Annotated in this window: 14 protein-coding genes and 1 riboswitch; of the genes, 4 read left to right on the top strand and 10 right to left on the bottom strand. The window is 44.2% G+C overall.

Annotated elements, in window-relative coordinates:
- Window positions 1-108 precede the first annotated feature (108 nt).
- Window positions 109-1,056, bottom strand: coding sequence for a magnesium transporter CorA family protein (locus TY16_RS08000; protein WP_043931326.1), 948 nt, complete (start codon window positions 1,054-1,056; stop codon window positions 109-111).
- 171 nt (window positions 1,057-1,227) lie between these two features.
- Here TY16_RS08000 and TY16_RS07995 point away from each other — a divergent pair, with 171 nt between their 5' ends.
- Window positions 1,228-1,491, top strand: coding sequence for a hypothetical protein (locus TY16_RS07995; RefSeq protein WP_043931324.1), 264 nt, complete (start codon window positions 1,228-1,230; stop codon window positions 1,489-1,491).
- A gap of 71 nt (window positions 1,492-1,562) precedes the next feature.
- Window positions 1,563-2,282, top strand: a complete 720-nt coding sequence (locus TY16_RS07990; RefSeq protein WP_043931323.1) for a TrkA C-terminal domain-containing protein — start codon at window positions 1,563-1,565, stop codon at window positions 2,280-2,282.
- A 70-nt stretch (window positions 2,283-2,352) separates the two neighbouring features.
- On the opposite strand, the gene TY16_RS07985 is transcribed toward TY16_RS07990, so the two are convergent.
- The 5 genes from TY16_RS07985 to TY16_RS07965 all read right to left on the bottom strand — a co-directional run bounded on the left by TY16_RS07985 (window position 2,353) and on the right by TY16_RS07965 (window position 6,071).
- A complete protein-coding gene (locus TY16_RS07985; RefSeq protein WP_043931322.1) occupies window positions 2,353-2,985 on the bottom strand; it encodes a response regulator transcription factor in 633 nt (210 codons plus the stop codon).
- Entirely contained in the window at window positions 2,978-4,021 is a 1,044-nt protein-coding gene (locus tag TY16_RS07980) for a sensor histidine kinase (RefSeq protein ID WP_043931321.1), read from the bottom strand. Before TY16_RS07980 ends, TY16_RS07985 begins: the two co-directional genes overlap by 8 nt.
- Window positions 4,018-4,755 (bottom strand): cell wall-active antibiotics response protein LiaF, encoded by a 738-nt coding sequence (gene liaF / locus TY16_RS07975; protein WP_043931319.1) that lies wholly within the window; start codon window positions 4,753-4,755, stop codon window positions 4,018-4,020. The genes TY16_RS07980 and liaF overlap by 4 nt, the downstream gene beginning before the upstream one ends.
- A 299-nt stretch (window positions 4,756-5,054) precedes the next feature.
- The gene (locus tag TY16_RS07970; protein WP_043931318.1) at window positions 5,055-5,696 is read right to left on the bottom strand and encodes a PspA/IM30 family protein; all 642 of its coding nucleotides are present in this window, start codon (window positions 5,694-5,696) and stop codon (window positions 5,055-5,057) included.
- Between the two features lie 18 nt (window positions 5,697-5,714).
- Complete coding sequence (locus TY16_RS07965) at window positions 5,715-6,071, bottom strand: lmo0954 family membrane protein (protein WP_043931317.1); 357 nt, start codon at window positions 6,069-6,071, stop codon at window positions 5,715-5,717.
- Window positions 6,072-6,499: 428 nt separating this feature from the next.
- On the opposite strand from TY16_RS07965, the gene TY16_RS07960 reads away from it, so the two are divergent.
- The gene (locus tag TY16_RS07960) at window positions 6,500-6,925 is read left to right on the top strand and encodes a DUF1360 domain-containing protein (RefSeq protein WP_043931316.1); all 426 of its coding nucleotides are present in this window, start codon (window positions 6,500-6,502) and stop codon (window positions 6,923-6,925) included.
- Window positions 6,926-7,001: 76 nt separating this feature from the next.
- Here the strand turns inward: TY16_RS07960 and TY16_RS07955 are convergent, their stop codons facing one another.
- Window positions 7,002-7,736 (bottom strand): CBS domain-containing protein, encoded by a 735-nt coding sequence (locus TY16_RS07955; protein ID WP_043931315.1) that lies wholly within the window; start codon window positions 7,734-7,736, stop codon window positions 7,002-7,004.
- A gap of 241 nt (window positions 7,737-7,977) precedes the next feature.
- The gene (locus TY16_RS07950; protein ID WP_043931314.1) at window positions 7,978-9,123 is read right to left on the bottom strand and encodes a trans-sulfuration enzyme family protein; all 1,146 of its coding nucleotides are present in this window, start codon (window positions 9,121-9,123) and stop codon (window positions 7,978-7,980) included.
- Window positions 9,124-9,321: 198 nt separating this feature from the next.
- Between TY16_RS07950 and TY16_RS07945 the strand changes: the two genes are divergently transcribed.
- A complete protein-coding gene (locus TY16_RS07945) occupies window positions 9,322-10,845 on the top strand; it encodes an FAD-dependent oxidoreductase (RefSeq protein ID WP_043931312.1) in 1,524 nt (507 codons plus the stop codon).
- A gap of 467 nt (window positions 10,846-11,312) precedes the next feature.
- Here TY16_RS07945 and TY16_RS07940 read toward each other — a convergent pair whose 3' ends face one another.
- Both TY16_RS07940 and TY16_RS27085 read right to left on the bottom strand, forming a co-directional pair.
- Window positions 11,313-12,191, bottom strand: coding sequence for a hypothetical protein (locus TY16_RS07940; protein WP_052342649.1), 879 nt, complete (start codon window positions 12,189-12,191; stop codon window positions 11,313-11,315).
- A 42-nt stretch (window positions 12,192-12,233) separates the two neighbouring features.
- A riboswitch (cyclic di-GMP riboswitch) is annotated at window positions 12,234-12,318 on the bottom strand.
- 137 nt (window positions 12,319-12,455) lie between these two features.
- Entirely contained in the window at window positions 12,456-12,590 is a 135-nt protein-coding gene (locus tag TY16_RS27085) for a hypothetical protein (protein WP_269320278.1), read from the bottom strand.
- Between the last annotated feature and the right edge of the window lie 959 nt (window positions 12,591-13,549).

The following is a 13,549-nucleotide window of genomic DNA, read 5'->3' as shown; positions in this document are numbered from 1 at the left end:
GCATTTCTGAAACAGTTAAACCCGGCTTGAGCCGGGTTCTTTTTATGTTATTTTGTTTTTATAGGAGAACTGACTTCGACGTATCGTTTTTGAGTGAGGATAGCTGCCTCATTTAAAAAACGAATTTTTCTTCTTACCCCGCAATATATCACCGGACCAACCCTTCCTCTTTACCATTCCGAACAGTAATAATGTAGAAAAGATAATTACCCCGAAGGAAAAAAGGTAACCATACTTCCATTCGAGCTCCGGCATATACTTAAAGTTCATTCCCCATATTGCTCCAAGTACAGTAGCTGGAGTGAACAAGGTTGTCAGGACCGTCAGTGTTTTCATTATCTCATTGCCGCGGTGTGATGAAACTACCTCTTCCAGATTAATTAAGGTATCAATCTCTGCCTGATAATCACTAACTATGGTGAAGCCTCGTTCAATTTTCAGGCAAATTCGCTGATAATACGGCTTATCAGCAATCTTTTCGGTGAAGGCCTCCTCCAGCGCTATTCTAATTTCCCTGATTGGTATCATCAAATGCTTCAACACGAGAAGCTCATGCCTGCACTGGTAAATCTCTTCGAGTATCTCGGTACTATTCTGCTCCTTCATTTTCCAAAGTAAGTTATTCAGCCTTACTTCAAATGGATCGATTTTAATAAGACTGCTAGTCATCACTTCACCAAGGAGAACTGAAAAGCCCTCAATTGCGTTCCCTGTATTCTCCATCTGCTCATCTAAAATATATTTGCTATCGTTTTTACCAAGGAGACTGTATTCAAGATTTGAGGTAATCAGAAAGTCCTCGCCCACAAAGAAGTGGAAAAGGTGGTTATCATCTTTATCCAATAAGTCCTGCCTGAACACCAATGAACCCCCGACCCACTCCGCCCCCGGCCTAAACGTATTTATCACAATACTATTTGTTTTTGTTTCCTGGATTTTTTTTATCCAGTAATCAAGGTCATATTGAGCTTTCTCAGCAGCTATCTCCTGCAAACCTTCTAAGTCAAAATCCTCAAAGTCATACCAGTACCATGAATTATTAAACTTTTTCACCATGCCGCTCCACATCCTAAGAAAAAGGTATTACTTTATCCATCCCCATCTTGCCCCCATTCAAAACTGGTACTACTTTATTGACATGTTTTTAAACTTAAAAGGCGGGTATTTAATATAGACAAGATATGAAAGATAGTAGAGACAAATTTTTATAAAGGAGAGGATTTAGCCGTGAAAACAAATACAAGATATTTGGTCGCAGGAGCCGGAATTGGAGCGCTTCTCTGGTATGCGTTAAAGCCTTCAAAAATGGATGTAAAAGGTATGTATGAAACGGTTGCAAACAAACTCCCTTTTGGAAAGACAAGCACCGAACCGGTAGTCGCAAAAGCAGGTCTTTCAGATCCGATGGATTTCGATGACAACAAGATGGTCAGTGAAGGTTCGCAATATGGGGTTCATTACTATAATCAGAACGAGCAGGATAAGGCCTAAAGGAATATCTTCCTTTAGGCTTTTTGCCGCTAGAAATACACGTATTCGGCCTATTTAATGGGGGAATTTCCATGGGGTATGGATTTATTGCGGTATATATCAGTATCATTCTCTTGGTGGTTGAATTGTGTACTGCCCTATTTGTGCTGACCGGCCTGGACAAACATATTGCGCGTTTTCAGGTTATATCAATATTAACAGGGACCGGCTTTACGACAGGTGAGTCGGAGTTAATTATTGCACATCCAATCCGAAGACGGCTCGGTGCCTTTTTGATATTCTTTGGGGCCTTTTCACTTGCGGTTATTATCTCTGCAATAAGCGGAATTCTTCAGGAGAGCTTTCACTTCAAGGAAATTGGCATCGTTGCGGGTATCCTGGCAGCCATCTTGTTGATTGTCAAGCTTCCTTCAGTGCAAAAAAAGCTTTCTGATAAAATCCACAAAGAGCTGGAGGAGGATTTCAGCCTCGAGGAGCTGCCTATCAAGGACGTTTTTTTGCATGAGGAAGATGATTTCTTTGCAGATATTCATATTCATGAGGAATCGGGTTTTATCGGGAAGACGTTAAAAGAACAAATTAAAGAAGAGGACGACATGAATGTTCTTTTCATCAGGAGAGGCGATGTCATTCTCCGCCATAACCGTTATAAGGAAAAAATCCAGGCAGGTGACCAGCTCCTCCTTTATGGAGATAAAAACTTCCTCGAAGATTTTTTTGCTGATGAAATTGAAGCTCAAAGGAAAATGGAAAAGGAGAAAATTAAGACCCACACCAGAAGCCAGAGATAAGAAAAAGCCCTTCATTTAGGTGAGGGGCTTAGTCATAATAGCTGTTACCCTGAAAGATAAGAAATAATTACTATTTAGTCAAATTGTGCTTGAATGCGTAAATAACGGCCTGGGTCCGGTCCTGGACCTGTAGCTTGGATAGGATGTTGCTAACATGCGTTTTGACGGTTTTCAAGGCAATGAACAGCTCGTCGGCAATTTCCTGGTTCGCTTTGCCTTCAGTCATCAGAAGGAGAATTTCCATTTCACGCTCTGTCAGTTCTTCATGGGGAAGGATTTCCTTCTTCTGCCGCATTTTCATCATCATTTTTCCGGTGACTTCGGGTTCAAGAATTGACTGCCCCTTGTATGTAGAACGGACTGCGTTTGCTATTTCGCTTGCCTTGGAAGTTTTCAACATATAGCTCGTCGCCCCTGCCTCGAGAGCTGGGTAGACCTTCTCATCATCAAGAAAACTTGTCACAATGATGATTTTCGCATCGGGCCATTGCTCGATAATTTGCCTGGTCGCCTCGATGCCATCCATTTCCTTCATAACCAGGTCCATGAGGATGATGTCCGGCCTTAAGCTAAGGGCAAGTTCCACGCCTTTTTTTCCATTATCAGCCTCGCCGATTACCTCGATGTCAGGCTGGGCTGAAAGATAGGATGAAACACCGATCCGCACCATTTCATGGTCATCCACAAACACTACCTTAATCATTTTCCCCATCCCCATTCGACACAGCCGGAACCTTTACTTCAAGCCGTGTCCCTTTATTTTTAACGGAAACAATCTTCAATGTACCGCCAATTTCAAGTGCCCGCTCATGCATATTTTGCATGCCATATGAGCCCGCCTTCCTGTCCTCTTCATCAAAGCCAACTCCATCATCGGTTACACGAAGGATGATCAAACCGTCGCGTTTAACTAATAGGACACTCAACGAATTTGCCTTTGCATGGCGAAGCGTGTTCGAGACGGATTCCTGAAGGATCCTGAACAAGTGGTCCTCGACCCCTTTATCCATCTGGAACTTTTCTGCCTTCCAATTAATTTCGATTGTAACCTTTTGGGCCAATTCGCTCATCAGTTCAGCTATGCCTTCTTGAAGCGTCTTACCCTTCAACGCAGCCGGCCTCAAGTGAAGGAGGAGTGCGCGCATTTCAATTTGCGACTGGTGAATCATTCCCTCCACTAGCTTTAACTGTTGAGCTTCCGGTCCTTTCTCCAGCATTGTCTCTGTTATCGCCGACATTAGCATCGAGGCAGCAAAAAGCTGCTGGCTGACCGAGTCGTGCAGCTCGCGGGCAAGGCGATTGCGCTCCTGTGAAATAATTTCCTGGATTCTCGTTTCCTGGACTTCCGCCTTTTCTGTCGCAAGTCGCTGGGATATTTTCGCTTTTTCCGTTAGCTGGCGATTGAGGTGCCCAATTTGGGCCTGAATTTGCCTCATTTCGTACAGCGAGCTCTCTGACTTCTGTTCCGCGTAATGGCCTTCCTCAATTTGGCGTAGCGACTGCTCAACCAAAGCAAACTGCGACCTCCAATATTGTCCGGAGACAAATCCGCCAACCATTCCCAGGACACCCCCGAACAGAGGAGTGAAGATGAGGAATGGAATACCCAGAATATGTGTTGTCCATAACGAAGACCATTTATCGAGCGGATAAACGGCAAAAAACGCCGCCGTGCTGGCCACTGTTAAAAGAAAGGCAAAACCAAGGCTCCATAGGACCTGACGTTGAATTGCGCTCATATCCTGGCCACCTCTAGGTTCCCGACAACGAGTGAAGTAAAAATCTTCACTTTCTGGCTCGCGATATCGTAATCTCCCGTTTTCATGTGAAGAACCTGATTAAACACTTTTGGTTCCTCATGTTCAAACACAGTCGTTGAGCCGGCGACCACAGAATGATGAACGCTGACTTCAAGCTCATAAGGCACAAGGATTCGGACATTGCCAATAATATTGCGGACAAAAATCACTGATTCCCCTTTTGGCAGCAGAGTATAAGTTAAATCAATTACAGTGTCGCCAATGCCTGTTTGGATATTGATGTCGTTCCAGTCATATACCCCGCCAGGAGTCTTTTGTGATGCAAATATGACATTCTCGAGAAGCGGCTGTCTCCGGATGAGGGGTCTGCCGGGTTCAGGAGTGACAGCCGACAGATCGATGTCGGGCTTTATTTGCTTTGGCGTTTTTTTGGATTGAATAAATTGGGTGAGCACAAATAACAGCAACGCAATCAGGATAAGCTTAAATGTCATCATATTAATAATGCTCGTGACCAGAATGATAATTCCAATCCAGAAAATCAGCCTCCAGAACTTCGAGTGCCGTTTTTTCCTTCCCATATAAATCATTGCACCCGAGAGGAAGATAGCAAATAACAGCCCGCTATTAAAAAAGGCAATTTCCAAAAGAAGCACAATCGCTCCAGCAATGATTAGCCAGCCCATATAATCCCCTGTCATTTTTCTATCCATCTTGCTTCCTCCCCACAGGTGTCAGTCTATAGTGAATTCACCAATTAACTTTTGGTGAAAAGCTTTCAAAATTAAGTTAAGTGCAGCTATTCCTGCACATGATAGTCCATATCAAGGATATCATTCCCAAGGTTTTTCAGGAAGGGACAGGTTAAAACTTTGTTCTCTTCTGTAACCTTTTGACTATTTCCGCGGTAAAAAATTAAAGGGCGGACTCGTTCGAAATAACGATTTCCACACACTTGTTTTGTTTGCCAAAAGGAGACTCCATTCTGTAGGAGTCCCCTTTCATCCCTTTCTTACTGAGCGTCTTTCATTTCCTTGCTCTTCATATCTTTTTCAAGCTGGGCAATTCTGGCATCAATTGTGTTGCGGAAATACGAGCTATTGACTTCATGCTCCAAATTATCAAGGTATGATTCAATTTCCCTGAATTTGTTCGCTGATTTAATTTCACCTGTATCGACGACCTGATTAATTCGATGATTGGCGCGGCTCATATTTTCCCGTCCCATTAATTCCAGGCGGCGCAGGTTCATATCCTTCAATTTGTGCTTCATTTCCTCATACTTTGCCTCAAGCTCATTCAACTGGCGGCTGGCAAGGGCAATTGCTTCTTCCAGGCGTACAGCCCGCTCCGTATATTGCATCTGTTCACGGTTAGCAAATTCGTAAAGTTCCTGTTCGCCTGCCAGGTTGGCTACATCTGCCTGAGACGAGCGTTTTTCCGCCATTTCCTTAGCAAGGTGATACTCACGAGTGAATTCTTCCTTCAATGCATGCTGGCGCTCTACAAGATTCCTGACTTTTTCAGTTTCCTTTTCACACTGGCGCAGGTACTCGTTCAGCATCGCAACTGGATTCTGCCTTTCCTTTTGGTCCAATGCTTCATGAAGGTCTGCCATTACTGTGTTTTTAAGCTTTGTAAATAAGTTAGCCATTTCGAGTCTCTCCTTTAATTAGTAATTTTTGTTTAGTTCGTTCCATTGCCTTTCAAAGTTAACGAATGGATCGCCCGCTTCTGTTTTTACTGGCTCAGCATACTTTGTGCCGTTCCAGTGTTTGTACACAAGGTACAGCACATAAGCAGCCGCTACACCGAAGATGGCCGGGGCATTGCTTGCGGCGATTGATAAAACAATTAAGCCGATGATTCCCAGTCCGATTTTCCCCATTGTGGAATCCGTTTTGAGGAATTGTTTAATGACGAAGTACAGGATTGCCAGACTAACCGCCATCCCTGCAATCGGCCCGATGGTTGACAGCAATACAATCGCCGCTATCCCTCCAGCAACAAGTAACCCAAATTTTTTCATGTTCATTTCCTCTCCTTTCATGTCTCTATCTTAGCTCTATCGCAGATTTTCCATAACGAACCCTAGCCAGATTTTGAACTAAGACTTGAGGCTGAGGACATGCAGGACCTATGGATTTTATCCTCCAAAAAAGCACCCGTCGAATTCCAAGGGTGCCAGCAGTAAGTCTTATTTGATATGAGTATTTACTGTGTGACCCAGCCCCATAGAAGACCCAATATGCGAAAAGCTTCGGTTCAGGATGTTGCTCCGTAACCTGGTGAATTGTCAGACCATGGCCTCTTCCAAACTAATGGTGTTTTTCTCACAAAAATATCCCGATTACGATTATTCTTTTCACCATCAGGGAAACAGTTAAGCAGGCGCACTAGAATGAAAAACCAGGCCAAGTTCACACTATACAACAGAGGTACACAGGAGGCGCATTAATGGAAAACTTTGGAAACCTGTCATGGTTGGAACTAATCATATTCATACTCGCCAGCTATCGGCTTACACACTTGATTGTTTTTGACAAAATTACAGAGTTTCTCCGCAAGCCGTTTATGAAAAAAAAGCGAATCGAAACGGCTCATGGGAGCGAAGTCAAAAACGTTCCAAAAAATATGTTCGGCTATTTGCTTAACTGTTACTGGTGCGCGGGAATTTGGAGTGCTATTTTCTTCGGAGGGGCTTATCTTTTGTTTCCGGATTTTGCACTTATCATTGCGTTTGTATTCGCGATTGCAGGCGGCCAATCCATCATTGAAACATTCGTTGGGGTAAATATAAAGAAGGTTGCCTATTATTCGGCACTTGAGCACGCCAACAAAGATGTCCCTGCATCACCGCCAAAAGAAAATCCAAAGGGATAGAAGGTGAAAATAAACGGGATTCCACCGGCAGGCGGGATCCCGTTTTGCTTTACATAGAATTTTTATCCTTTTCCTATCAGTCCGTCTCCATTTTTATCAAATCCCAGGAAGATACAATTCCTACCGGCTTTTCTTTATGGGAGCCGTTCTCGGTTATGATAACTGCTTCAAGCTTGTTTTCACTCTCCGTACGTGACTCATACAAATCTTCTAATTCAAAAATATTTATATCCTTTGACACGATTTTAACTGTATTAGTCTTTTCATACTTTTGGACATCAGCAATTTTTTGTCCGGAAAGATCAATTGATGCTTCCTTTAGCCTGCTTGAAAAAAACTTGCGCAGTCCGCTCTCGGTCATCAAGAATTTGAATTGGTCCCCATCATATACCGGGTATTGAGTATACTCATATTTGTCCATTTCCAGGATGGCCTCACTTACATCACCGTCTGCCTGAAAGGTCTTTACTGGCTTTGAAGCAACAGTCAAAATTGATGGCGGAACTGACAAAAATTCAGCAATGCTCTCAATTTGCTCAACAACCTCTGTATGAGGCTCGGCAATATAGAAATTTTTGCGGCTCTTCTCATGTACAAGTGCGTTACGGAGCCGGGCATAGCTTTTCAAATCATCAAAATAGCGTCTGATTGGAGCATGACGGTTTTTCACTTTATGGAGAAGCTCAACAAAATGGTCTGTATCACCATTGTTCCCAAGCTTTTTCAATTCTGTGTGAATCTGATTGAACGCAATTTCAAAGCGTTCCGATTTTTCTCTTTGGCGTTTTATCTCGTTTTTTTCGTTAGCCATAGGCTGCCTCCTCAAAATTTTCTGACCCCCTCCTTATTTACCATTCTTGTTAAAGATCTGAAACATAGAGGATGTTTCCAGCCCATGTCTCCCATATGAAGACAAATTGAGCTGCACCCAATCTCGAAGTGTTATACATTCATAAGCTCGATGAATGACAAAACAACCTGGTTTTGCTCTCGAAGTGTCATTCACACTAAAAATAGCACCAGGCATAAATGCCCGGTGCATAAGACGAATACTAGTTCTTTGATTCACTTATCGCTTTCTCAAACTGGCCAATAATGTCATCGGCGTGTTCAATGCCAACAGAAATGCGGACAACCTGACGATTTATACCCAGTGCAGCTCGTGCTTCCGGCGAGAGTGCCCGGTGCGAGGTTACTTCAGGATGAGAAACTGTTGTTTCTACTCCCGCTAGAGTTGGAGCTATTTTAATCCAGGACAAAGCACGGAAGAATTTGTTCATATCGGCCTGTTCCGACAGTTCGATTGTAACCATTGCCCCAAAGCCGTCCTCTCCACCGTATTCAAAAGGATAATAGACACTTTTTACGCCAGAATTCCCTTTAAGAGCGAGTGCAAGCTTGCGGGCGCTCGCCGACTGTACCCTCATCCTTAGCGCTAACGTCTTAAGGCCGCGGACGGTAAGCCACGCTTCAAATGGGCTTAAATTGGAGCCGAGATTGGAAATTTTTCCGCTTGCCCTTGCTATCAAATCCTCCCTGCCAACAATGACACCAGAAGTAACATCGCTGTGCCCGCCAATGTACTTTGTCGAGCTATGAACAACCATATCCGCACCAAGCTCATAGGGGCGAACATGAAGCGGTGTTGCAAACGTATTATCAACCAGTGTCAGCAATTGTTGCTTCCTGGCCAACTCAATAACCCCACTTAGGTCTTCAACACGCAGCAGTGGATTGGTAATCGATTCTGTATAGAGAAGACGGGTGTTCTCCCGAATCTCTTTTTTAACCTGGGATAAATCTGTAAATGAAACAAAGCTCGTCTCAATGCCAAAGTCGTTTAGTTCATCCTTTAGCATATGATAACTTCCGCCATACAGATCATCAGCAGCAATAATATGGTCGCCTGCCTTTGCAGCTGCGAGAATCCCGGCTAATATGGCTGCAAGCCCAGAGGACGCAGCTGCACCCGCCGGCGCGCCTTCTAGCCTGGCTACAGCTTTACCAAGCTCGTCCGTGTTCGGGTTGCCTGTACGTGAATACAGGTATCGGCCATTCCCTTGGTAAAAGCCTTCTAGCTCGTCAAGGTCCTTAAAGGTGAATGCGGACGTCTGGTAAATCGGCGTCACTTTGCTGGCAATCTCTCTGTTCTCTTTTTTGTCACCATGCAATACTCTTGTCTCAAACTCATTTGCCATTTTTGACACCTTCTTCTGTAATCTTCCCTTATGAGGTGGAGTATATCAATCCATGCTTAATCCGTCAACGACCCATGTCACAAAACCTCACACAGAAAATGACATTACTAACCTAGTTAAGCACAAAATATTGGATTCATTTACCTAAGTTAGGGAACTATAAAGTAGATAACCAACCGAGGAAAAAGGAGGACCACAATGAGCGGACAAAGCAAAATGCCTAAATTTCCTCGAACTTATTGGCGGGAGATCGAACTGCCTAAGTTCGAAAAGCTAAGCGAAGATGTTTCTGTCGATGTCGCAATCGTCGGGGCAGGAATGACCGGAATTACCACAGCCTACTTACTTACCCAGCAAGGAAAACGAGTAGCCATCATTGAAGCCGGAAGTGTTTTGAACGGTACAACCGGGCATACAACTGCGAAAGTTACCGCACAGCACGGTTTGCTATATGATGAATTGATCAATCATTTTGGCGAGGAAAAGGCCAAGCTCTATTACGAATCTCATTCTGATGCACTCGGCTTTATTAGAAGGACTGTCAACGAACAGGGTATTGATTGTGATTTCAGTGACCAGGAAGCCGTTATATACGCGACAACCGAGGAATATCAATCCAAGCTTGAAACCGAAATGGAAGCCTATCAAAAGCTTGGCATCCCGGGAGAACTAAGGAGCAGCATCCCGTTTGATATTGAAATAAAGAATGCCCTGGTTATGCCCAACCAGGCCCAGTTTCACCCTCTCAAGTATTTACGGGCACTCCTGAAAAAGGCTGTTGACGCTGGCTGCCTCGTGTATGAAAATACGACCGCCAAAGATATCACAGTTGAAGGCGGGACTGTTGTGCATACGAAGGAAGACAGAAAAATTTCCTGCGGTCATGCAGTCATCGCCTCGCATTGGCCATTTTTTGACAAAAGAGGGTTGTACTTTGCCCGTATGTATGCGACACGCTCGTACGCGATTGGAGTCAAGACTGAAAAAGAATATCCTGGCGGGATGTACATCAGTGCTGACTCACCGTCACGCTCGATCCGCTATACGCCGGTTAATGGTGAGAATCTGCTGATTATCGGCGGGGAAAACCACCGGACCGGGACTGGCAAGGATACGCTTGAGCATTATCAGGCACTTGAAAAATGGACCGAGGAAGTTTTCGGCATTCATGAATATGAGTACCGCTGGTCGGCGCAGGATTTGGAGACGCTTGATAAGCTGCCGTATATTGGGCCATTAAAGGACGATGAGGAGAACATCCTTGTGGCAACAGGCTATAAAAAGTGGGGCATGACGACCTCGACGCTAGCGGGGCATATCCTGACTGATTATGTGTTGAATAAGGAAAGTACCTACAAGGAACTCTACCATCCTTCCCGCTTTGAAATGGACCCTGCCCTTAAGAAGGCTGCTACCTTTAATTTGGAGGTTGCGGGTCATTTTGTAAAAGGGAAGCTTGAGTTCATTCCTAAGGATCCGGATGATCTGAGGGTTGGCGAAGGCGGGGTTGTGCTCGTAAACGGAAAGCGGGCTGGCGGCTATAAGGACGAGAACGGACAGCTTTATTTAGTTGATACGACTTGTACACATTTGGGCTGTGAATGCGAATGGAACCATGCCGAAAAGACCTGGGATTGTCCGTGCCATGGTTCGCGTTTCTCGTATGGCGGCGATGTGGTTGAAGGTCCGGCTATCGAGGCGTTGAAAAAGCTGGAAGAGTAGTTGGGGAAGATGGCAATTCACTTAAGTGGGTTGCCATTTTTCTTGGGGAGGGCAAGTGATGGAGCTTAGCTTAAGAGAATAGTTATGTTGAGTGGTTTTTTGCTGTTTGTAACTAGTGAAAAAAGCTTATACGGAATGTCTATATTTATTAAAGATTTTGCTAGTAAGGACTAAATACTAACCTGAAACTGGCATAGTCACTGCCTGTTAGGTACTAGCCCCTGCACGGCAGTGTCTAGATACTGCCTGACAGGTACTAGTAATTCCCGCCGTCTGCTCCGAATGATAACTAGTGATTATATAAGATTTTCGGAAAATTGGTTAGTTAGGAAAGACTAGTCATCCTCTTGGCAATTTAGTATCGACCGATTTCTTATTAAGCCATCAATCTCGGCAAACCAGAACCGTCTGCCCCAAAAGGAGGCACTTCCAAAAAATAAAAGCCACCAAGCGGCGGCTGAGTAGTGTTATGGCTTCATATTCATCCAGCTTTCAAGATAATGCATTGCGAATACAAGGTTTCCCCCGTACTGAACCTGCACAGCAGAAAGCTCGACTTCCATATACGCTTTGCCTTCTTCATGAAATGTAATAAAGTCACCTTCATTCGTTGCCCCTGTCTCGACACCTATCACAAGTTTCTTGCCAGCAGCGCGGGCCATATTGACTTCATTGCCGATGATGTCAGCAATGGCGGGTGCTGTATCCCGGTAAGCCATGATGGTCGGCGAGTCGACTGTACCTATTACCCATTCAGCTAAATTGCCTTTACCGAGTTTATTGTTGTATGTGTGTTCATCGAACCAGAATGGCATGTCGGCTCCAAGCGGAAGCCTAAGCTGGGCGGCCTGGGATTTCGCACTCAATAGAATATTTTGGTACGAGAGGACAGTGCTTTTATAATTGGACGTCCATCCGCTGAATAAGTAAGGCTCCACATCGAGATGGACTCCGGCAAATTTTTCTGCAGGCAAAGCCGTTGCCTGATAGTTTTTAACCCAACTAAAAAATGCATTCAAATATGTTGAACCCTTCGAGGATACCCAGTTAGGCGCTCCGTCCAGGGCATGTACCTGAATACCGGTAGCCGAAGCCTTGCTAATGAATTGCTTGTAGGCGGCATTCGGAATACTGCTGTTGATTTGGAGGTAAACCTGGTTGGCATTGTTTCCGGCGAGAAAAGCAACCACATCATCCGGTTTCGACTGTATGAGGGCTGTATCCCAGAGCCAGGTTGCTCTCGGTGTTCCCTCCGCTTTTACAACTCTTGAACCAAACGGATTTGCCAATGAACCAACCACCAATAATGTTAACATGATACATACAATCTTGTTGCGCAAAAACATTGTTCTTCCTCCTTTTGATTTGTCCCAGACATTCAAAAGAAGTCCGGCGGCGTGGCAGCCGTTCGGTTTCCCGGGTAGGCCCATCGCTTTGCGTCCCTGCCTTTAGACAGGTTTGCCTTTGTCAGATTTTGCTTTGATTGCGTAATCTTATTATAGCGCCTTAGTACCTATTCAAAAATAAGTCTTTATAACCAGAAAATATGACAAATCTCCGCAACGAAAAGCCACCTAGGGATTCCCCAAAGTGGCTGCAAAATTTTCCTCTTAATCGTCGTTTGGCCGGTTGCGCACAAGCCTGTCCTGGCCTGTCGTGAATTTCACAAGCTCCGAGCTTGTTTTACCGACCTTCTTGTTGTTGTTTATTTGCGCATTGCGGTTCCCCAGCTTTTGTCTGCCCATAATAAAACACTCCTTTACCAGGATGTATTCATAGTTTGGGCTCTTTAACCCCGATTATGCTGGCAGTTTCTTCATTCCTCTTCCTAGCCTGTTATTTTTTTGAACAGTATAGACTTGCTCTAGGCCGGGCTGCCAAGCGTACTTCCTACCTTCTAACTTACCAATAAACAGCTGTTATCCGACATGTAAATCCTGCTTGGCGGACACGCCTCCCTCCATTTAAGATCGCTGCTGTATTCCTGCACAAAATCTCACTTGCTTTGTATACATCGAAAACAAGAGAGTGGATATACTTTATTTATAAAGCCTTTTAGAATGGATAGCGGAATAACGAATTTAGGGTTATTCCCTCGTTACAAAACCAGTCCGCCTAAAACCATGAGAAGATTTAAAATGATGTACCATATAACGGAAGGAAAAATACTCTTGGATTTGATTGTTATACCACCGAACAATTCTCCAATTGAAAAGGCCAGACAGATCAGCCAAGGAAAACTAATGAGTTACGCTGCAGGCCAAAGCCCAAGCTTGTCGCTGCCACTGCACTTTTCACCTACTTGCTCCGAAAACCGGCTCAAAAGAGCCTTCCCAAAAAGCTCTTTAAAAAAGCATTTGTAAATGCAAATAGAATAGCGAGCAGCCATATTTCTTGAAAATAAGACCAGCCATTACTAATAATAAAAGGCAAAAATACCGCCACATTGATTGTTATCGCTATCATCAGAAAGTGCGTAATCTTTATACAGTGGAAACCTGACTAGATGAAAGGAAAGCAGATCGGTTCATTCCAATCCGGTTTCCTCAAATATTTAATAAAAGTGGCTATAAAATAGAAAGCCAATACACAGCCCTCGGTGGTTAAACCGCAACTAAAGATAACCTGCTTAACACAATCCGCCATTCTTTTGTTTCGAACTGCCCGTCCAATTTGAGTTTATAAACAGGTAGATAAAGAACCC

This window comes from Bacillus sp. EB01, from assembly GCF_000613125.1.
In the GTDB taxonomy this organism is placed as follows: Bacteria; Bacillota; Bacilli; order Bacillales; family Cytobacillaceae; genus Bacillus_D.
Note: the sequence above shows the minus strand (reverse complement) of the source record. Positions and strands in the feature narration are given on the sequence as shown.